Annotated in this window: 17 protein-coding genes and 2 pseudogenes; 9 read left to right on the plus strand and 10 right to left on the minus strand. The window is 48.3% G+C overall.

The features are described from left to right. The 6 genes and pseudogenes from NC994_RS00005 to NC994_RS00030 all read right to left on the minus strand — a co-directional run. A pseudogene (locus NC994_RS00005) lies at nt 1–357 on the minus strand (IS982 family transposase); the annotation flags it as partial. Nucleotides 358–432: 75 nt separating this feature from the next. After that, nucleotides 433–624, minus strand: a pseudogene (locus NC994_RS00010) (IS4 family transposase); the annotation flags it as partial. Nucleotides 625–924: 300 nt separating this feature from the next. Continuing rightward, nucleotides 925–2,556: a DUF4335 domain-containing protein gene (locus NC994_RS00015; protein ID WP_190436003.1), complete on the minus strand. Its 1,632-nt coding sequence runs from the start codon at nt 2,554–2,556 to the stop codon at nt 925–927. A gap of 41 nt (nt 2,557–2,597) precedes the next feature. Next, nucleotides 2,598–3,188 (minus strand): DUF3038 domain-containing protein, encoded by a 591-nt coding sequence (locus tag NC994_RS00020; protein WP_190412223.1) that lies wholly within the window; start codon nt 3,186–3,188, stop codon nt 2,598–2,600. A gap of 143 nt (nt 3,189–3,331) precedes the next feature. Continuing rightward, the gene (locus tag NC994_RS00025) at nt 3,332–5,788 is read right to left on the minus strand and encodes an endonuclease MutS2 (protein ID WP_190436007.1); all 2,457 of its coding nucleotides are present in this window, start codon (nt 5,786–5,788) and stop codon (nt 3,332–3,334) included. 102 nt (nt 5,789–5,890) lie between these two features. Continuing rightward, nucleotides 5,891–6,130 (minus strand): hypothetical protein, encoded by a 240-nt coding sequence (locus NC994_RS00030; RefSeq protein ID WP_190412221.1) that lies wholly within the window; start codon nt 6,128–6,130, stop codon nt 5,891–5,893. A 512-nt stretch (nt 6,131–6,642) separates the two neighbouring features. Here NC994_RS00030 and NC994_RS00035 point away from each other — a divergent pair. The 3 genes from NC994_RS00035 to NC994_RS00045 all read left to right on the plus strand — a co-directional run bounded on the left by NC994_RS00035 (nt 6,643) and on the right by NC994_RS00045 (nt 10,441). After that, entirely contained in the window at nt 6,643–7,347 is a 705-nt protein-coding gene (locus NC994_RS00035) for an OB-fold-containig protein (protein WP_190436009.1), read from the plus strand. Nucleotides 7,348–7,518: 171 nt separating this feature from the next. Further along, entirely contained in the window at nt 7,519–9,642 is a 2,124-nt protein-coding gene (locus tag NC994_RS00040; RefSeq protein WP_190436012.1) for a flotillin domain-containing protein, read from the plus strand. Between the two features lie 190 nt (nt 9,643–9,832). After that, entirely contained in the window at nt 9,833–10,441 is a 609-nt protein-coding gene (locus tag NC994_RS00045) for a hypothetical protein (RefSeq protein WP_190436015.1), read from the plus strand. Nucleotides 10,442–10,570: 129 nt separating this feature from the next. On the opposite strand, the gene NC994_RS00050 is transcribed toward NC994_RS00045, so the two are convergent. Then, complete coding sequence (locus tag NC994_RS00050; protein WP_190436016.1) at nt 10,571–11,134, minus strand: Uma2 family endonuclease; 564 nt, start codon at nt 11,132–11,134, stop codon at nt 10,571–10,573. 951 nt (nt 11,135–12,085) lie between these two features. Between NC994_RS00050 and NC994_RS00055 the strand changes: the two genes are divergently transcribed. The 6 genes from NC994_RS00055 to NC994_RS00080 all read left to right on the plus strand — a co-directional run bounded on the left by NC994_RS00055 (nt 12,086) and on the right by NC994_RS00080 (nt 16,228). Continuing rightward, a complete protein-coding gene (locus NC994_RS00055; protein WP_190436019.1) occupies nt 12,086–12,454 on the plus strand; it encodes a hypothetical protein in 369 nt (122 codons plus the stop codon). Between the two features lie 11 nt (nt 12,455–12,465). Then, nucleotides 12,466–12,753 carry a hypothetical protein gene (locus tag NC994_RS00060; RefSeq protein WP_190436022.1) on the plus strand — a complete coding sequence of 96 codons (288 nt, stop codon included), beginning with the start codon at nt 12,466–12,468 and terminating at the stop codon, nt 12,751–12,753. After that, the gene (locus tag NC994_RS00065; RefSeq protein WP_190436026.1) at nt 12,753–12,935 is read left to right on the plus strand and encodes a hypothetical protein; all 183 of its coding nucleotides are present in this window, start codon (nt 12,753–12,755) and stop codon (nt 12,933–12,935) included. The genes NC994_RS00060 and NC994_RS00065 overlap by 1 nt, the downstream gene beginning before the upstream one ends. Before the next feature lie 45 nt (nt 12,936–12,980). Next, complete coding sequence (locus NC994_RS00070) at nt 12,981–14,144, plus strand: GuaB3 family IMP dehydrogenase-related protein (protein WP_190412217.1); 1,164 nt, start codon at nt 12,981–12,983, stop codon at nt 14,142–14,144. A gap of 314 nt (nt 14,145–14,458) precedes the next feature. Continuing rightward, nucleotides 14,459–14,782, plus strand: a complete 324-nt coding sequence (gene trxA / locus NC994_RS00075) for a thioredoxin (protein ID WP_190412216.1) — start codon at nt 14,459–14,461, stop codon at nt 14,780–14,782. 375 nt (nt 14,783–15,157) lie between these two features. Continuing rightward, nucleotides 15,158–16,228, plus strand: a complete 1,071-nt coding sequence (locus tag NC994_RS00080) for an LOG family protein (protein ID WP_190436029.1) — start codon at nt 15,158–15,160, stop codon at nt 16,226–16,228. Between the two features lie 25 nt (nt 16,229–16,253). Here the strand turns inward: NC994_RS00080 and NC994_RS00085 are convergent, their stop codons facing one another. Genes NC994_RS00085 through NC994_RS00095 form a run of 3 tightly spaced genes read right to left on the minus strand, consistent with a single transcriptional unit; the run spans nt 16,254 to nt 19,922 of the window. Beyond that, nucleotides 16,254–18,242, minus strand: coding sequence for a pentapeptide repeat-containing protein (locus NC994_RS00085; protein WP_190436032.1), 1,989 nt, complete (start codon nt 18,240–18,242; stop codon nt 16,254–16,256). A gap of 8 nt (nt 18,243–18,250) precedes the next feature. Next, nucleotides 18,251–18,385 carry a hypothetical protein gene (locus NC994_RS00090; RefSeq protein WP_277879700.1) on the minus strand — a complete coding sequence of 45 codons (135 nt, stop codon included), beginning with the start codon at nt 18,383–18,385 and terminating at the stop codon, nt 18,251–18,253. Then, a complete protein-coding gene (locus NC994_RS00095) occupies nt 18,366–19,922 on the minus strand; it encodes a serine/threonine-protein kinase (protein WP_242030605.1) in 1,557 nt (518 codons plus the stop codon). Before NC994_RS00095 ends, NC994_RS00090 begins: the two co-directional genes overlap by 20 nt. Nucleotides 19,923–20,172 lie beyond the last annotated feature (250 nt).

Below are 20,172 nucleotides of genomic sequence, written 5' to 3' on the forward strand. Positions count from 1 at the left end.
TTGAGGCTAGTGGAATCCAGAAAACTGATACCGCTACAGCTGCCAAAACAGGAGCGCAGATACGCACAAAGCGGTATCAACGTGCTGGGTATCCACTCGATAAATCGGTTGTAGCTCACCAGTGCTGGAAACTCTGCCGACCACTGGGTCTGCACCTTCTGTTGATAGTAGGTTTTGAAATTCCGGTAGCAGGACTGGTGAAAGGCAATCAGAATGGTCATGATGAAAGCTCAGGCGTAGGCTCCGCTCTCGTTTGCGTAGCTGTAATCCATGCCCAAGCAGTTGGCGCTCCCACTGCGGTTCAAAGCTTTGGCAGAAGTCGTCGACACAGCAAAATAGTTCTTCTAGACTAAGCATGGGGTAATTCAGATGGATGAGAAGTTAGCACTTTCACCCTACCTGTTTTGCCCCTTCCTTATCCCGAACTCAGGTTAAGTTAATCTCACTGCTATCACTAACTGCCAGCACATGCAGTCCTTCCACTTGTTGCTGGCAGTGAGCGGACAAACTTTTGGCTAACTCGCTCAGACTCACTTGCTGATTCTCTAAAAAGCGGTAGTATCCCATCTGTTGTGCCCAGTCTCGACTGATCTGGCGAATGTTTACCGATTGATGCTCACAGATGGCCTCGTACAATGATGCCCCCTTTTTTGCAGGCGTCGGTCTCCAAACGCTGCTCCTTTGAACTGTTGGGCATGGATAAGGAGCGGATTCTCCATCATTTTGCGCTCTTTGATGCGATTCAGATTGTTTCAGGGCGACTTATGTATACACGGTAGCTAGCAGAGGTGAGGGGCAGGGGTGGGGTCAAACCCTACTGCCTCTCATCGAGAACTGCTAGATTAATTTGCTAGAAAACAAAAAAACCGGGTTTTATAAAACCCGGTTTCTCAAGAATTCTATTTTTCTCGCTCGACAACCCGCTTAAGGTTCCTGAAACGTTTCCACTTTGCCATCAGGGCTAAGAACTACCCGGATGTGGGCGTTACGCTCACCTTCGATGGGAGAAACAAACGGTTTCCCCGGTACTGGCATCCCGGTACGGTCAATATACTTGACTGACGCTTCTCCTAAGGGGCGAATGCGCTCGATGGAGCCATCCGGATTCAGCCGGAGATAGTATTGCAGCGGCTGTGTCAGATCGGCGGGCGGTTTCCATTGCTGTTGGAAATAGTCCCGCACTTGTGCGACTTGAGGAATCGTGTCAAATAGCCGGTCATTCTGGGCGCGATCGCTTCCAGATTCGCTGCCGCGTTTCGCTGCCGGTGGGGCAACGCTGCCGCGAGTCGCACCGGGACTCAGATCGCTGTTATTTGCAGCCGAGCTTTCCGCAGGAAGGCTGGCAAGCGACGGCAGATTGGGAAGCGGGGGAGGCGCGGCAGGAATGCCGGGGGCATTGGGGGATGCAGACTGGTTTGCACCCTCAGAACTTGAGGCGATGGAACCAGGAGCAGGAGCTGATTGCCCGATTCGGGGCGCACTCACCCCACCGCTACTGGGGAGCGGCTCAAACGGGAGATTATTGCGAATCGCCTGCTTTGGCTGTTCAGCCGGGGGTTTGGGGATGGGCGGGAAGTTACTGGGAGGAGGGGGCTGGAAAATGGCTCTTCCCTCTGGGGCAGAACGTTGTTGAATCGGGGGCAGATTGCTGAAAACGGGGTTGGAATTTCCAGGGGGATTCCGAGGAACAACGACGACCCCTGGGCTTTTGGCACTGAAGGGTGTCGGCGTGGTCACAGGAGCCGGAGATAACAAAATTGACGAAGGAGACCCCGTCGGCGTCGGCGATGGGGAAGACAAAGGAGGAGGCGTCGGCACTCCCGTCGTTGGAGTCGGCGTTATTGGAACCGGCAACACCTCGGTACCGGGCACTGGTGCCGGGGTAGTGGGTAATGGTGTGGGTGCCGGTGCAGAGGAGATGATAGTGGGACTAGGCTGCATTAGCTTCAGCGTGGCTGCTGTTATCCCCACCCCTAACAGAAAGATGGCTGCCGTCCGGGTCCAGATGGGCGGATTTTTCAACCACTGGGTGCGTTTGAGGGGAGGCAACGCCACCAATTCAGCATTGTATTCATCCAAAGCCGTAGCTAAGTCGAACAGTTGCAGCGCACTCAGCGTTACGACAGGTCCCGTTTCTTCCGTCGCCAAATGCCCCAAAAATAGGTCGTGGGACAAAAGTCCCCTCGGTTGTATATAAGGGACAAAGGTTTGAGGAGTGGGGGATTCAGGCGGCGAAAGAATGGTTGCCGCTTGGGCGGGGGCAGCAGCAGCCATCATCGGCTCGCCTACGGGCATTTGATGCGCCACCGGCTGCGATCGCGGGGATTGCTGAAGGAAGTCCTGCACGTAAACGCTAACGGCTTCGCAAAGGCTTTCTAATTGAGCGCGATTTCCGCGGATCGTCACTCGTTGATCTTCTGGCTGTCGCGGATCGTCAAAGCTTAGCTCAAATCGTAGATGCTTCAGCACGGGTTGTCCTGCCCAGCGAGACAGGGGCGAATCTTTCGCCTGGATTTCCAACGTGCAGGTGGGGGGTGTAAAGCGTCGCAAAACCATTTTGCTAATTCAGAGGATTGCTAATTGCTAAGTGTGAATTGCTAGCGGGCGCGATCCAAAAGTGCTAACCAGAGACGCCGATGACCATTGGGGCTACTGTAGAACAGGAGATCGATCAGAAGTTTCAAGGCCAAGTGGCTCAAAGCGTCGGACGATACATTTTCTTCTTCCTCCATGCGTTCCTGGTAAGTGTTGCTGAAGGCATCAAGATAATCTCCTAGTAAAGAAGCTTCGTGGGGTTCCCGGTTTTGCTCGGCTAGCTGTTCGAGCAAGGCAACGGCACGTCGGATTAGCTCTTGCTGCTGTCCGGCAAGGTGACAGACGATTAAAACAAGCGATCGCGCTTCCTCCACATCTAACTTCTTCCGCCCTCCCGAACTCTTCCGCATGGGGTTAGACTGGCGCAATCGCCACAAAGCCACCCGATCTGCCACCATTGACTCTAAATTCAATTGAGCTGCGGCTTGGAGTATCGCGTCGGAACCGATGCCTGCCAATGCTTCGAGCGCCAATAAAATTAAATCCAGTTGGGCTTTGATATTGTCCAACTGTACGGGATCTGGCGCGGAAGCAAGGGGTAAATCCTCCCAGCGGGGGGTTGGCGTCGTTGGTGTCTTCACGATGGAGGGCATATTTTTAGCTTAGGTGACGCAACTGGTAATAACTTCGCCGTTACGAGTCTTGAAACCAGACTATCGCGGTTTTAAGTAAGTTTCCTGTCGTCGCTCATGGCGAATGGCTGACTGTTTTTAAACAATTCGCCATTAGTAATTCGCTACTTAATATAGGCGATTGTGACCCCCGTGCCACCTTCTGGAGTGCCAGCTAATTCAAAACGCTCGATGAGAGGATGCTGTTTCAAGAATTCGTGAACCCCGTCTCGCAGCCTTCCGGTTCCCTTTCCGTGGATAATCCACAAACAGCCTGCATCCATTGCTTGGGCGATCGCTTTCTCTAATGCCATCTCGGCATCCGGCACTCGACTCCCCCGAATATCGACGGTATTTTTGGAGGTGCGAATTGTGGGTTGCGGTTTGGGAGGTGCGGGTGGCTCTTTTGGAGTCGCCGCCGGTTTTGCTTTGGCGATGGGATCGGGTTTTTGACCGTCCAAAGATTCGATATCTTCGAGGGAGACGGTCATTTTCATTAACCCAAATCGCACGCTCATCTGACCCTCTGCGTCGGGATTGCTCAGCACTTCGGCGGTTTGTCCTAGGCGGGGAATCCGGACGCGATCGCCTGTTTTTGGTTTAAATCCCGGCTTGGGTTTGGGGGGCGGCGAGGGCAACAGATGACGTTCGGCAATTTCATTCAAGGCGTTGGTTGCACTTTGGGCATCTTGAGCGGTAGCTGGACCTTGCTGCAACCGCCGAATGACTTGGGCGATTTCTCCTTTGGCTTGAATCAGGGCTTCCTGCACAGCGCGTTCCTGGGACAGTTTGAGCTGCTGTTCCCGTTCCTGCAAAGCGGCGGCTTTTCTCGACACCTCCTGATAAAAACGCTCTGCTTGCTGCAACAACTGACTGGCTTCTTGGGCTTTAGTTTCTTGATTGCGCCGTTGGGCTTCCAGTCCAGCAATCACTTGGTTGATGTCTTCTGAAGCGCCACCCACATAAGTTTGCGCTTGTTCGACAATTTCCCCCTTCAATCCCAAGCGTCGCGCAATCGTCAGGGCGTTAGAACGTCCCGGAATTCCCCACAACAGGCGATAAGTGGGGCTGAGGGTTCGATCGTCAAATTCTACCGAGGCATTTTCAAAGCGTTCGTCTTCATATTTGAGCGCTTTGAGTTCGCCGAAGTGAGTGGTTGCAATGCTGAGATTGGCATGGTCTGCCAGATATTGTAAAAGCGCGATCGCTAAAGCACTCCCTTCTGCCGGATCGGTTCCCGCTCCCACTTCATCTAGCAAAACAAGGGAATTTGGGGTCATTCCCTCGGTAATTCGGCTGATGCGACGAATATGCCCGGAAAAAGTCGATAAACTCTGCTCTAAAGATTGTTCGTCGCCAATATCCGCCAGCACCAAATCAAACCAAGGCAATTCTACCGGCTCCCGCGCCGGGACAAATAACCCCACCTTTGCCATTAGTGCGGCTAATCCCAAAGTTTTTAGGGTGACGGTTTTGCCGCCAGTATTCGGCCCGGTAATCGTTACGACCCGAATCTCCGGCTGAACCAGTAAATCTACGGGCACGACGGCACCCCCGTTTTCGTGTCGCTGCTGCCAAACCAATAAAGGATGGCGCAACTGGCGCAGGGTGATGGAATTTTCGATTTTCGATTTTCGAGTCTCGGCTGGGGATTCTCCCAACGCCTCTTCCGGGTTCCCTGGCTTTTCTGGCGGGGTGCGTTCGATAAATCTGGGAGGATTTGCTTCTAACCAATAGCTGTATCTTGCCCTAGCAGCTGCCAAATCCAAAGTCGTCGCCACTGCCAACAACTGCTCTAAATCTGGTTTCACGGCTGCCACTTGTACCGTCAACGCTTGGCGGATGGCTTCTTCTTCCACTTGTTCTTGACGCCGCAACTGCCGCAATTGATTTCCCAATTGCACGATCGCGTTCGGTTCGATAAATAGCGTCGCGCCGCTACCGGAAGTGTCGTGGACGATGCCGGGAATGGCGTCTTTTTGCGGTGCTTTGACGGGGATCACGAAGCGATCGCCCCGCTGTTTGATCGTCTGTTCCTGGACTGCATTGGCTTGGCGCTGCAAGATCCCCTGCAATATCTGATAAATGCGACCGCGTAGCTGCCGCAGTTGGATGCGAATCCCGCCCAATTTGGCACTCGCCCTATCAGCTACGTCTCCCCGCTCATCGATACAGTGGTTAATTTCCTGCTCTAATTCTGGATAGGTGCGGATATCGGCAACCAGCTCTTTCAGCACTGGCACATCTTCTTGATCGTCAATAATGCGCCGCAGACGCCTAACTCCAACTAAGGTGGTCGCGATCGCTAGCAACTCTTCCCCTGCTAAAATTCCTTGAAGTTCCGCCCGCTCCAGAGAATCTCCGATATCCTGAATTCCTTCAAAACTCAACCCTGGAGAAAGACGATTCTCCAACTGGTAAATTTCCTGAGTTTGGGCGATTAGTTGCAGGCTCTCTGACTGAGTCGCTGGGATTTGCAGATGATTGGCAGCGATCGCGCCCAACTTCGTGGCAGCAAAGGTAGACAAATGCTGACACAGGCGGGGCCATTCGAGTAATTCTAAGGTCTCAGATTGAATCAAAGCTTAAAAGCTATATCTAAATATTCAAGTGCTTATCTATATTAATTTTAAGCTCTGATTAACTGACCGCACGAGAACAAACATCCGCCAGCACCGCTTTCTTTACGCAAAGGCACCTTCCATCTCATACTGGCTTTCGGTAAGTGTAGCCCACCCAGTTTCCTCCCAAGGTTCCAGAACTCCGGCTGACTCTAAGGGAGCGATCGCTTCCAAGTGCATCAGCTCCTCTGTGTCAAAATCATCAAATATTTCAGTGAGTGCTTGCAAGTCGCGCTGCCTCATCGGCATTTGCATCACTGTGAAATAGCAAGCCAGCGCTGACTTGTTGGTAGATGCAGACATTTGCGTTCCTGATGAAGATAATTGCTTCAACCTAAAACAGGCTTTAGCTGCTTACCTCTATCCCTTTAGTGAAGTTTATTGCTCTTAAACTCTGCCTCTAGGAGGATGTTATTTATAAGCTCACTTGAACTTAACTCCAAAATTCTCTTTATAGAGAATACAAATTAAAAAAAGTTATCTTTTTTCCGGTTTTTCAGGAATGGCGGCTAGGCTAGTGATGTTTTATCTCAGTTCACGCGATGTGCAGGTTTAAGAAAGCCGTTTGATCGAGGCGAGGGATTACCTACATTTGATGAAACCAAGAGTTTCAACTTCAGGCAAACTGAGCCAACAACTGAGCCAAAGAGTGAGCCAAAGAGTGAGCTGAATCGCCAATAACGCTCTGAGATGATCTAAGTGCAGTCAGTTTAATTAATCGATGAAGCGCAAAGACGAACTTCTCTATTAAGGACTTTCTTGCGTAAGTCTTGAAACGATGGAATTTCTAACTCAATTAAGGACACTAGGCATTCATGCTGTTTAATTCAGCCAACCTACCCTACTGGATGTTTCTAGGGATGGGAGTCCTTTTATTCCTATTGGTGATTGTTTCCGGTGGAGGAGACTCCGACGTAGATGCCGACATAGACGCTGACATAGATACCGACGTAGATGTTATAGACGTAGACACCGACACGGATGGTAGCTTCAACTCCTTGGAAATTTTGGGATGGTTGGGCATTGGCAAAGCGCCGCTAATCCTATTATTAGGAACTGACTTTAGCCTTTGGGGTGTCATCGGCTGGATGCTCAATGTTTGGGTTGGTAGCCTCACAGGTGGCATCCCCTACCGTTTTTTTGGGTTAGGGGGAGTGGTGTTATTAAGTTCAATGGCAATCAGCTTGTTTCTAGGGGGGTTGATTTCTCGACCTCTGGGAAAAATCTTTGCTGCCTTTGGGGAAGATGCCAGTAGCGATCGCTTAATTGGTTGTTTCGGTACGGTAAGTTCTGCCTTTATTCCCCATAAACACAGAGGCAAAATTGGTCAGGTAGATGTCATCGATTCAGCGCGAAATCTTGTCACCGTCAGCGCTACTTTGCCTGATTGGGCAACTGTTCTCCCGCGTCGCAATGAAAAAGTCTTAGTCATTGAACGTTTGGAACACCACTATTTAGTCGTCGCCAAAGATAGTCCCGATCAAGAACATTGGCTAGAAAATGCACACAAAATCAAGTAGGAAATCTCTAAAAAATAGGATTCACCGCGATTCAAGCAAAGTCTATCTACGCGCTTACACTAACCCTGAATTTAGAATTTCAATTTGCCTAGGTAGATAGGTTTCATCTGTATAGCCGAAACTTCCAATTGTTAGAGAAACTAACAGCAAACAATCAACTTCTTCAAAATTATGCTATTTTGGCTTACCTTCATTCAATCATTACCAATTGCTACCACATCTGAACTCTCGGAGCAACAATGGCAAACCGAGGCAAATTTACCCAAAAATGAGTCTACTTTAATCGCTCAAACCCTGCCTGCCCCGATACAACCAACGATTGCCCAACTGGGAAGTGGGATTGTCTTCCCAGGAATTATTGGGGCTTTGGTTTTATTACTGCTATTTAGCATTTGGGCATATACGCGAGTTTATGTTGTTACACCCAACAACGAAGCTTTTGTGAGGACAGGCGGAGTTTTTATTAAAAGTAAATCCGTTATCCTCTATGGTGGTTGCGTTGTTTTACCTGGCTTTCATCAGCTTACCCGCGTACCTTTGCGGGAAATTTCGATTGACGTTGAGCGCACCGGGAAGCTGGCTGTTCGTACTCAAGATTACCTCCGGGCAAATATGCGGGTGACTTTCTATGTCTGCATCAATGCCGACGAACAAGATGTTTTAACGGCAGCGGCTAGGCTATCTAGAGCTGGAAAAATTACGCCGGAAGATATTAAAGATGCTCTGGAAAAACGCGCAGATGATGCGATTCGAGCAGCGGCGAAAAATAAGAGTTTAGCTGAAATCGATTCAGATAAGATTGGGTTTGCTGATGCCGTTTTAAATCTGGTTCAGCAAGATTTGAAAAAAGTAGGTTTGACGCTAAACAATATTGCAATTTCAGAAATAGAAGAAAGCGATACCTACGATACGAATAACTTCTTCGATGCTCAAGGCGTGCGACTGCGGACTGAAACAATTCAACGCTCGATTCAACAAAAACGAGAAGTTGAATTAACCACTCAAGTTACCATTGAGCAGAAAGAACTGGATGCCCAAAAGCGATCGCTCCAAATCGAGCAAGAAAAAGAAAACGCCAAACAAGAGCAACAGTTACAAGTAGAAGCACTCAAAGCTCAAAAACAGCGGGAAATACAAGAATCGAAAGACAGAGAAGCTGCAACCGTGCAGCGTACCAAGATTTTGCAGCTTAAATCCGTTGAAGAAGAAGAAATTCGCAAGAAATTGGGGGTGCAACAAAGCCAAATTGAGGCAGATATTTCCCTAGAGGAACGCAATAAACAACTCAAGGTGGCGCAAGCACTGCAAAAACAAGAAGCGGAAGTTGCGGAAATAACCCGTCAACGCATCATTCAGGAGGAAGAAATTAACAAAAAACTGGCAGTACAACAAAGCCAAATTGAGGCAGATATTTCCCTAGAGGAACGCAATAAACAACTCAAAGTGGCGCAAACACTGCAAAAACAAGAAGCAGAAATGGCGGAAATTATTCGTCTACAGACAGTAGAATCCTCGAAATTGCAAGCGCAAGTGCAGGTAGCGGAGTCTGAAAAACTGTCAAGAATTGCTCAAGAAGAGGTAGCGATCGCAGTCGCCAACAAAAAACGGGAAAGCTTTGTCGCTGAGGCACAACAAGCGAGAGCAGAATCATCTGTGACAACGGCAAGTGCAGTTGAGAAAGCCGAACGGGACAAACAGCTTTCCATTATTGCCGCCGAACGAGAAGCCCAAGAGAAGAGTATTAGCGATCGCAACGTTGTCGAAATTGACGCTTTCCGGCGCAAGCGGCAAGCCGAAATTGCCCAACAAGCAGCGGAACTCGAAGCCGAAGCAATTCGCACCCTAGCAGATGCTAACCGCGACAGAGCTTTAGCCGAAGCCGAAGGGATTCAAGCCCAAATTTCCGCCCAAAATACAATTAGCGACGCTAACCTCACTGCCAAGATTATCACCACAATTTGGCCCGATCTAGCCGATAAACTACCAGAAATTGTTAAGGCACTGGCACCTCAACCAGGAGTTATCGGCGATGCCCGAATTTACTCCTTCCCCGGCGCAAATGGCAGCAACGGCAACGGTGCCGGTGACATTAACAAAATGTTACTATCCACCAGCGGTTTAGCCTTAATTAACACCTTGCTTGAAGATGGCAAATTAGGCTCATTAATTGGTCAAGTTAGTAATTTGGTTCGCAGCAACAACGGCAGCATTCCGCCAGAAGCCCTCACCGCTATGATTTCCTCAGTAGAAAAGCCAAGCCAAAATAACAACCAAGACGGTATGCAAATTAGTTAACCCGTCTTTCCAACCCCTCTCCTGTAAAGACGCGATATATCGCGTCTCTTTTCCGTAATTGGGAAGGCGTTTAGGTCTTCTTGTCTGAGAAGTATTGGCATAGCCACCCTACTTTGGGAAGATGCCACTCACTCACGGCTGAGCCAAGTTTGAATGGAATTCTTACCCTGGCGAATCCAGCCACACGACAATGAGACGGTTAATGCTCCCCCTAATTGGGTTGCTGGCGCTTTTCGCCTCTAGCTGTAGTTCTGAGCGTGTGGCAGCCACCCCAGAACAAGTTGTACGCCAAAACAACCTCTGTCCCTCTCCCACAACCCAAGCTCAGGACTTTCGCGTGCTGGGTACCCGCCAATGGTCGCAGGGTGTAGTGGTACTCTATAGCACCATCTGCCCCAGTAGCGATCGCAAGCAAGCGTCGCCGCAGATATTTGGTAACAGCGTACTTGTCAGTAAAGGAAGGGGCTGGGAACAGATTGGTAATGACAGCGCTGAATTCTTTACGGCTCGCCCACAGTTACCGCCAGAGGAGCTGGTGTGGTATGGAAGCAGCAACTACTCGAATAATAAAGGTGAGACTTACGCCCTCACTTACGGTAAGCTACTCTCGCCAAAAGTTGCTGCTGTCGAAATAACCTTTGATAACGGGAAGATTCTGCGCGACGAAGCCGCTAACGGTGTTTTTGTCCTAATATCACCAGGAGCTAATCATTCTTGCCAAATGCGGGTACTGAGTAAGGATGACAAAATACTGCGGCGCATTAACGATGTGAACTTTGAACAAAATAATCGGTGCTGAGCGCTTTTTTGAGAATGCGATCGCGAAGCGCTGACTTGTCAGTTCGCATCTCTCCACAAAAGCGCGAACTGACAAGTCAGCGCTAGGCTAACGCCTCGCTTCGCGTGAGCGCGATCGCGTTCCATCACCTCAAGCCAATAATTCATCAACCGCCACGTTAAAACCTTGTAAAACCTTTTGAGTGCTAACCACTTCACCCGTGGTAAATAAAAATCTTTGCTCTTGAGTAATTACGACAATCCACTTACTTTCAGGTAATACTAGCCAGACTTCTTGACAACCGGATTGTAGATATTCATTTACCTTCGTAAATACTTCTTCAGCATCATCAGTAGGAGAGATTATTTCAGCAATTAGCGAGAAACTCTGGGGGAGTACGGTAAATTCGCCAAATTGTACGACAAGTTCTGGTATCAGGTAGGAGACATCAGGACAACGCCCTCGTCCTACAGTACGGCAAGATGTTTCTGTGTAAACTTCTCCGCCTTGTCCGTTGGAAATTATGTAACTTCTCCAGTAAAAAGAGAGTCTTGATTGAATCCGCCCAGTCTTTGCTGTTATGCCCTTTTTCTCTATTAATTGCCCATCCACCCATTCTGTATTATCAGGTGGACTTTGCATCCATTCCTCTAGAGAAATGTGGGTAGATTCGCTAACTTTTGCCTCGGTTGATTCAATGATTGAACTTATCATTTTAGTTCATCTTCCTTTATTTTTAAGTATAACTTGACTCTTCCCTACTAATGACTCTCCATAGAGGAGCGCTCGCGCTTTTGTGGAGAGATGCGAACTGACAAGTCAGCGCTTCGCTATCGCGTTCCATCACCTCAAGCCAATAATTCATCAACCGCCACGTTAAAACTTTGTAAAACCTTTTGAGTGCTAACCACTTCACCCGTAGTAAATAAAAATCTTTGCTATTAATTAATTCCGACAATCCCCTTACTTTTAGGCAATATTAGTCAGACTTTTTGACAGTCGTATTGTAGATATTGACTTATCTTCAGGAAAGTGAATATTTTTTTAGAATCATCAGTGGCTGAAATTATTTCAGCCATTAGTGAAAAATTTTGAGGTGATGCAGTCAACTGTTCCCCAAATCTTGCAACATTTTCGTTGATTTAACCTCTTCTAAAATTTCGCTTTTTTTAACACTTGTTGACCTAAAATCTACGGTTTTATGGTTGTTTTTTTCAACGTTTACTTATTTTCTAGAGTGTGAAGACTCTACCAATATTACTGGATACAGCAATTATTCTCTCTTTTTACAGTCTCCTAAAACATGAAGATTGTAACCAAAACCGACTTTATTTGCAGTGATCCCAAAGAAATTACAAAATTAATGAAGAAGTGATCTAATTTTACCCATGCCAAGGAAATGTGTGCAGATAATAAAATAAATTGCCCCACCAAACCGAGAGTGAGGCAAAGAGAAAATAACGAAAAAGTAAATTACCTATGACTACCTAACAAGAGCCTGCGATCAATTTCTTATTTGGAATGCTCAATAACGTGCTCGCACCCTCATCTTCCTAACCCGCATACCGTCCGGGTTTTCTTTCTATAGCCCCAATTTCAATGACCATGGCGCTCTCTTAGTCATCGCTACTAACTAAACTTATGCTGGAATCAAAGAATACCATCATGACTAATGACTCTTCCAATAGCCAAGAGCCTGATGAATCAGAACTTAGGCAGCTTCGATCCGCTTACGTAGGGGAAGTGCAGGCTCTATCATCGATAGTAGAAGAACTTCAGGCGGCTGGCAGAACTAACGAAGAAATAGCTATTGAGGTACATAGGCGACGGCGAGAAATAGGGGTAAAATATAAAAAGCTAACACCCCCTAAAGAACGAGAAGAAATTTACAGGCGAAACCTTCAACTGTATGGTGACGAGTTGGGTCCAACTATCGACTATTTCCGAACCGTACAAAATAAAACTTGGGAAAAAATCATCGAAAGTGCCACAAAAACAAATGCCGAATACAATAAAAAATTTGGTTTAGAATAAAATTAAATACTATGAAGGTTAGACAAGTTACACATTACATAAGGTCTGATGATGTAATTATAATAGTCGTCGATGAAGATGAAAACGTTTCCTGCCTTGCTAAAATAGAAGCAACTATTGTGGCAACTTTTTCCGCTATAAAAACTGACGAATTAGTTGGACTCGATCAAATCTATATTGACCTCAAGATTGAGGACAATTTACTGATAATAGCCTGGGATTCTATGGCAGGAATTTCTATTGAGTGTGAGAATCCTGAGCTAAGGGAAAGAATTTTCAAACATTTGCAAAAAATCTGATGCGATCACGCCCCGCTGCAACTGAACCTGAGCCAAGGATGCGCTCGCCCCTACTTCCTTTAATCCTTGCTCAAAGATGCGATCGCTCCCACAGCCCGCTCTCGTCGGATTTCGTTTGTCTAGCTGTGATCGCGCTCGCCCAACCTAACTTGACCCTCCGCCCAGAACAAATTCCTCATTGAATTTGATACTCTAACTTAAATAGTCTTGGGAACGGGAAGTTAAGAGTGGACATTCAAATTGGGCGGGGTAAGACAGCTCGCCGAGCTTATGGCATCGATGAAATCGCGCTAGTGCCTGGAAATCGGACACTAGACCCCAGTTTGGCAGATACCCGCTGGCGCATCGGCGGCATCGAGCGAGAAATACCGATTATTGCCAGTGCGATGGATGGGGTAGTAGATGTCCGCATGGCAGTTTTACTCTCTCAACTGGGGGCATTAGGCGTCCTCAACTTAGAAGGAATTCAAACTCGCTATGAAAACCCAGAGCCGATTTTAGATCGCATCGCCTCTGTGGGCAAAGAAGAGTTTGTCGCGCTGATGCAAGAACTCTATGCAGAACCCGTTAAGGAAGAATTAATCGAACGACGGATTCAAGAAATTAAGCAACAAGGCGGCATCGCAGCCGTCAGCGCCACACCAGCGGGAGCGACAAAGTACGGCGCAGCGGTGGCAAAAGCGGGTGCAGACTTGTTCTTTGTGCAAGCGACGGTGGTTTCCACCGCTCACCTCTCGCCTGAGTCAGTGACCCCCCTGGATTTGGCTCACTTCTGTCAAGAAATGCCCATCCCGGTCATTTTAGGGAACTGCGTCACCTACGACGTGACGCTGAACTTAATGAAGGCGGGTGCGGCTGGCGTGCTGGTGGGGATTGGTCCCGGTGCCGCTTGTACCTCTCGCGGCGTTTTGGGAGTAGGGATTCCCCAAGCAACCGCGGTTGCCGACTGTGCAGCCGCTCGCGATGACTATTTCCACGAAACCGGCAACTATGTCCCCGTGATTGCCGATGGCGGTTTAATCACTGGCGGCGATATCTGCAAGTCGCTTGCCTGCGGTGCTGACGGCGTGATGATTGGTTCTCCGTTTGCCAGAGCCAAAGAAGCACCCGGACGGGGGTATCATTGGGGGATGGCAACACCTAGCCCCGTTCTCCCTCGTGGTACACGCATTCGCGTCGGCACGACGGGAACGTGCGAACAAATCCTGCGCGGCCCCGCTGGTCTGGATGATGGCACCCATAACCTGCTGGGAGCCTTGAGAACCAGTATGGGCACGCTGGGAGCCAAAGATATCAAGGAGATGCAGCAAGTTGAAGTCGTTATCGCACCCTCTTTGCTGACCGAAGGGAAGGTCTACCAGAAAGCACAGCAGTTGGGAATGGGTAAATAAACTCACTGACTCATTTGCGTTCCTTAAGAAATTCCGGACTCCTGCTTAGAGGGCTGGAAAATCTAAAGCTGTCGCTTAGAATAGAGAAAGCGGAGACGAATGTTTCCGTTCACTCCTCACACCACACTCCGCCCGGACTACTGTTCGGGCGGTTCCTTTTTTGGGGTTAAAATCACCGCCAGCCAGCCAGCAGTCAAACCCACTGACTCGTCAATTATGTCTAAATGTATACCTTTTGAGTCAGAAAATGTCTGTTTTGCCTATGGTAGAATTTGCTAAAAATTAGAAACTGTTACGCTTAAGGATTTCTAGGCATGTCATCAGCCGCACAAGTTACAGACGCTTCGTTTAAACAAGAAGTACTTGACAGTGAAGTTCCCGTTCTAGTAGATTTCTGGGCACCCTGGTGCGGACCTTGCCGGATGGTTGCGCCTGTGGTGGATGAAATTGCCCAGCAGTACGACGGTCAAGTAAAAGTAGTCAAACTCAATACCGATGAAAACCCTAACGTTGCCAGCCAGTATGGGATTCGCAGCATTCCCACGCTCATGATTTTTAAAGGCGGTCAACGGGTGGATATGGTGGTGGGAGCGGTTCCCAAAACCACTTTGGCAAATACTTTGGAAAAGTATCTCTAACCAACTTTTTCCCAGCAAGAATGGATAAACCGTCAGCATAGTTACCTATTTTTGCGGGAAATCGCTGCTTATCAACCCAGACTCTCTAAGTTGAGTTGACAGTTCTGCTTGTCATTTGTCTTTTTTACTCGCCTTCTTGAACCATTCAGTAGGTTGTTTTAAATAACGAAAGATATGCACGATCTGAAAAAACCCGTTTTCTTGTAGAAAACGGGTTTTTTTGAGGAGTTCCGCCCCCTTAATGGAAGCTTCAACCTTTCTGTTAGACAGGCGCTGAAAGCCGGTTGGGGAGAAAATCGTATAGGATGATACCAGTAGCGGCGATGCTGGGGCGAATCCCGTTAGAATAGAGTGCCGCTGGTGCTTGCATAAATTATGACCATCACTCCTCCTTCTAATGCCCTTGAGTCACTGCAATCAGACGTAGCCGATCTAATTCACCAGCTACCGAACCTGAAACACGGAAAATGGATACAACGGGCGCTGTCAGTGCTGGTGCGACTGGCTGGGGAGGAAATCGACCGGCTGGACTGGAAAATCTTGAGCGCTTCTATGCAAGATATGGAGCGGGCATTTCAAGTTTTTTATCCTTATCGACACGTCCGCAAAGTAACGATTTTTGGTTCGGCTCGCCTTGCGTCTGATAGTCCCGAATACCTCATGGCGGTTGAGTTTGCTCGCCGTGTCACCCAGCTCGGTTATATGGTGATGACGGGTGCCGGTGGGGGGATTATGCAGGCGGGAAACGAAGGCGCTGGATCTGAAAAATCGTTTGGTTTGAATATTCAGCTACCTTTTGAGCAGGGAGCAAACCCGTTTATTGAAGGCGACCCCAAGCTGATTCCTTTTAAGTATTTTTTCACCCGGAAGCTGTTTTTCCTGCGAGAAAGCGATGCGATCGCTCTCTTTCCCGGTGGCTTTGGTACCCAGGATGAAGCCTTGGAGTGTTTGACGCTTTGCCAGACGGGAAGATATGGTCCTGTGCCGATGGTCTTAATTGACCGTCCTGGCGGCGATTACTGGTCGTCCTGGGATGCTTATGTTCGCAAGCATTTAGTCGAACCCGGTTTAGTGAGTCATGACGATCCAAACCTGTATACCATTACAGATAACTTAGATGTCGCTTGTGAAGCGATCAATCGCTTTTACCGGGTTTATCACTCCAGCCGTTATGTTGAGGATAAATTTGTTCTGCGTCTTAAGTCGGAAATATCGGATGCAGCGGTTGAACAGCTGAATGCTGATTTCAGCGACATCTTGGTGAAGGGAAGAATTGAAAAAACTCAGGCATTACCTCAAGAAGCAGTCGATGAAACATTGGATTTGCCTCGTCTGGTTTTGTACTTCAACCAACGGGATTTGGGGCGCTTGTACCAGATGATTTCTACGATTAACCAGATGGTGACTCCCCCGCCTTCTGTGGCAGCGCATCCAGAGCTTAAGTAATGGGTTCAGTCAACTTAAATGTTGATTACTTGTGAATGCTACCATCGGGCATTCTTGTGTTTGTCAGGTCAGTCTGGTGCAGCTTGGTCTGGTTCAAGTTGGCACGGCTCAAGTTAGTCTGTTTTAAGTTAGCGTAACTCAGGTCAGCATACTCCAGGTTCGCTTGGCTCAGGTTCGCCTGACTCAGATTCACTTGGTTGAGATTGGCACCCCTCAGATTGGCCTGCGTTAAAGTGGCATAACTCAAATTAGCGAACTTTAGGTTGGCGCGGCTGAGGTTGGTGTCACTCAGCTTAGCAAAACTCAAATCAGCCGACTCTAGGTTTACACCGATTAAATTGGCACCCAATAGCTGACTCAAGCTGAAGTTTGCATCTTTGAGATTGGCACCGCTGAGGTTGGCACCACTGAGGTTGACCTCCTTCAGATTCCCTGTACTGAGGTTGGTATGACTGAGATTGGCATCACTGAGGTCAGCACCGTATAAGCTTGCACCCACTAAAGCTGCATCATTGAGATTGGCACTACTTAAGTTAGCGTTCCTTAAGTTAGCACCCCCTAAGTCAGCACCGCTTAAGTTAGCATCTGTGAGGCTGGCGCTGCCTAGATTAGCAGTGTTGAGGCGCACCAGTTTCAGAGATGCTCCTCTCAAATTGCCATACCTCAGGTCAACGCCTGTTAAGTCAGCACCGCTGAGTTCGGCACTGCTCAGGTTGGCGTTGTATAGGGAGGCACATCCCAGATTGGCTTCACTTAAGTTGGCTTGGCTCAGGTTGGCATCTTTAAAATCGGCACAATCACTCTGGCTTGATTGACCGGAACTTGACTGCACTTCAACTAAACTGGCTCCTCTCAGGTCAGCACTGCTTAGGGATACACCCGCGAGGTTTGCCTGATTCAACGTCGCATTTCTGAGTTCAGCACCCTTCAGATTCGCTTTTATCAACTTGGCTTCGCTTAAGTCGGCACCATTCAGACTTGCTCCAGCTAAGTTGGCACCGCTTAAATCGCATCCTCGACACTGTTTTGTTTTGAGCAACTGCCGAAGGTGCTGTTTTCTCAACTGCGTGATTTGATGTTCTTGGAATAGACGAGTCACGGTGTTGAGAGTGACAAAACTTAGGGTTAGCAATGCTACAGCTGCCAGCACGCCTTGTTTTGTAGGACGCAGGAGAATCTTGGGAATTGTGGTACGGCGGACTACATCAATCGGCTTGAGTGCTTCCAGAGCAGTGACCGCATTGGGATAGCGATTTTTACAGTTGGGTGCCGTCATTTTTTCCAACCAGCGGATAAACTGTGGATTCAGTTTTGGCCCCATCTGCTTAAAATCGATCCGATAAGCTTCATCTACTAAATTGCCAATTTCCGTAGATTTGGTTTGGGTGAGCAAGCAAACCAGCGTTGCACCGAGACTATATAAGTCAGATGCTTGGGTGAGTTGACGATTGAACACCTGTTCTGGCGGCATAAATCCCAACGTGCCTTTGACGGTGCTGCTGGCGGCGACTTCTCCACCTCCAATGCGAGCCAAGCCAAAATCTACCAGGTAAACCTTCAATTGTTCATCCACTAAGATATTTTCCGGCTTAATATCTCGATGAATAATCGGGGGATTTTGCTGTTGTAAGTAGACTAAAACTTCTAACAGGGCAACCGCAATTTGCTTGACTTCCTCTGGGGTAAAGTGACGCGATGTAGAGACACAGGGAGCCGGTTTATATTCTTGAACCAGGCAAAAGCCAGTGGGAGTTTCAAAGGAATCGAGGTACTGGGGAATGCTGGAATGATTCAGACAGCGCAATAGTTGAATTTCTTGCTCGTAAGCTTGATAGTCTGACCAACTAGCACCGGATTGGGCAAACTGGAACTGCTTAATCACAACGTGCTGCTGGGTTTTTGTACTCGTTGCCAGACTCGTTGCCAGATAAGTGACTCGACCCCCAGCGCGATTTTGTCCTAGCTCTCTTTCGATTTGATAGCCTTGGCTAGAAAAGTCTGCTAAATTACCCATGAGCCTACCTATCGATAGATGTAGGTGGTGAGTCTTTTATAACAGATGGCTGCAAAAGTAACGGATGCGATCGCTCTGTTTTTGCTATCATCCATATCGCTCGTTGGAACCACTTGCATTGCCCTATCGATGAATTGAGCCATCGGGCATGATGGTGTCTGTCAGCTTGGCTCCGGTGATCGTGACACCCTCTAAGTTGGCATCTTTGAGGTTCGCTCCCCTGAGGTCAGCACCCGTCAAGTCGGCACCCTCTAGGTCAGCCGCTTCCAGATTGGCATCCCTGAGTTTGACTCCTCTAAGGTCGGCACTCCCCAAATAAGCATCCTGAAGGTCGGCACCTTCGAGGTTGGCACCCCTGAACTTAACAATGGTTAAATCGGCAACTACCAGGTAAGCATTCCGGAGGTCGGCACCCGTCAAGTCGGCACCAATGAGGTTAGCACCCCTGAGATAGGCTTCCCGAAGGTTGGCACCCGTTAGATAAGCGTTACTCAAATCAGCTCGACTCAGATGAGCATGGCTTAAGTCGCATCTGTCACAGTGGTTAGTTTCCAACAACTGCCTGACGAGATCCGCTTTGACTAAACTGGGTCTGTCTTCGAGCGTGGCAAATCCCAGAGATGTTAGCAATAATCCAGCGGCGAGAATCTTGGTTTTTGTGGGACGGTCTAGAGTTCCGAATGCCTTGGCATAGCGGACAATATCACTTGGCTTGAGTACGCGGCGGCGAACATCAATCGACCTCAGAGCTTCTAGGGCATCCGCTGCACGCTCGAAGCGATTTTTGAGGCTGGGTGCCGTCATTTTTGAGAGCCAGTCTACAAATTGCCGACTCAGATGCGGCACCATCTGCTTAAAATCGATCCGATAAGCTTCATCAACTAAATTGCCAATTCCAGTAGATTTGGTTTGGGTAAGCAAGCAAATCAGCGTCGCGCCGAGACTATATAAGTCAGATGCTTGGGTGAGTTGGCGATTGAACACCTGTTCTGGCGGCATAAATCCCAACGTGCCTTTGACGGTACTGCTGGCGGCGACTTCCCCACCTCCGATGCGAGCCAAGCCAAAATCTACCAGGTAAACCTTCAATTGTTCATCCACTAAGATATTTTCCGGCTTAATATCTCGATGGATAATCGGGGGATTTTGCTGTTGTAAGTAGACTAAAACTTCTAACAGGGCAATGGCAATTTGCTTGACTTCCTCTGGGGGAAAGTGACGCGATGTAGACACAGAGGGAGCTGGTTTATATTCTTGAACTAGACAAAAGCCAGTGGGAGTTTCAAAGGAATCGAGGTACTGGGGAATGCTGGGTGAGTTCAGCTGCTGTAGCACCTTAATTTCTTGCTCGTAAGCTTGATAGTCTGACCAGCGGGCACCCGAATGGGCAAATTGAAATTGCTTGATAACGACGCGCTGCTGTGTATTGGTACGGCTTGCCAGGTAAGTAACTCGACCCCCGCAAGGGTTGTGCCCTAGCTCTCTTTCCATTTGATAGCCTAAATCGGAAAAATCTGGGAATTCGCTCATGATGGTTAGGCGACGATAACCCCTACAAGTATCGCTACGCGGTAAGCGCAGCGTGCTGTAGGCTTTGGCACTTTTCCCACTATAGCTGCCTGTAAAAGCAGATGATGGGACATCGCTCCGACTCACTGGCGGCAGCGTCTCTAACAGCAATAGAAACTTCTTTCCTTAACTGAGTTCCCCAAAACCTGCCGAAGTTATCATCCTTAAAAGCACGGTGAGTTTATAGTTGATACTGTAAAATCGGGTTTTCGAGCGATCTCGTCTTTTGTGAAATTTGTTTGTATTTAATGATACAAACCGATGAATTGATAGCGGGTTGCCGATATCTTTACGAAAACTTTAAGAAGATTATCCGGGATATACATTTTCTTCACCTTATCTTGATGCTTTCTTCAAAAAA

The sequence above is a fragment of the Trichocoleus sp. AS-A1 genome (assembly GCF_039962015.1).
Taxonomy (GTDB): domain Bacteria; phylum Cyanobacteriota; class Cyanobacteriia; order Cyanobacteriales; family FACHB-T130; genus FACHB-T130.

Excerpts from the sequence above, each read along its gene's own strand:
- NC994_RS00015 (WP_190436003.1), bottom strand. The coding sequence starts at position 2,556 with ATGGTTTTGCGACGCTTTACACCCCCCACCTGCACGTTGGAAATCCAG.
- NC994_RS00020 (WP_190412223.1), bottom strand. The coding sequence starts at position 3,188 with ATGCCCTCCATCGTGAAGACACCAACGACGCCAACCCCCCGCTGGGAG.
- NC994_RS00030 (WP_190412221.1), bottom strand. The coding sequence starts at position 6,130 with ATGTCTGCATCTACCAACAAGTCAGCGCTGGCTTGCTATTTCACAGTG.
- NC994_RS00035 (WP_190436009.1), top strand. The coding sequence starts at position 6,643 with ATGCTGTTTAATTCAGCCAACCTACCCTACTGGATGTTTCTAGGGATG.
- NC994_RS00040 (WP_190436012.1), top strand. The coding sequence starts at position 7,519 with ATGCTATTTTGGCTTACCTTCATTCAATCATTACCAATTGCTACCACA.
- NC994_RS00045 (WP_190436015.1), top strand. The coding sequence starts at position 9,833 with ATGAGACGGTTAATGCTCCCCCTAATTGGGTTGCTGGCGCTTTTCGCC.
- NC994_RS00050 (WP_190436016.1), bottom strand. The coding sequence starts at position 11,134 with ATGATAAGTTCAATCATTGAATCAACCGAGGCAAAAGTTAGCGAATCT.
- NC994_RS00055 (WP_190436019.1), top strand. The coding sequence starts at position 12,086 with ATGACTAATGACTCTTCCAATAGCCAAGAGCCTGATGAATCAGAACTT.
- NC994_RS00060 (WP_190436022.1), top strand. The coding sequence starts at position 12,466 with ATGAAGGTTAGACAAGTTACACATTACATAAGGTCTGATGATGTAATT.
- NC994_RS00065 (WP_190436026.1), top strand. The coding sequence starts at position 12,753 with ATGCGATCACGCCCCGCTGCAACTGAACCTGAGCCAAGGATGCGCTCG.
- trxA (WP_190412216.1), top strand. The coding sequence starts at position 14,459 with ATGTCATCAGCCGCACAAGTTACAGACGCTTCGTTTAAACAAGAAGTA.
- NC994_RS00080 (WP_190436029.1), top strand. The coding sequence starts at position 15,158 with ATGACCATCACTCCTCCTTCTAATGCCCTTGAGTCACTGCAATCAGAC.
- NC994_RS00085 (WP_190436032.1), bottom strand. The coding sequence starts at position 18,242 with ATGGGTAATTTAGCAGACTTTTCTAGCCAAGGCTATCAAATCGAAAGA.
- NC994_RS00090 (WP_277879700.1), bottom strand. The coding sequence starts at position 18,385 with ATGGCTCAATTCATCGATAGGGCAATGCAAGTGGTTCCAACGAGCGAT.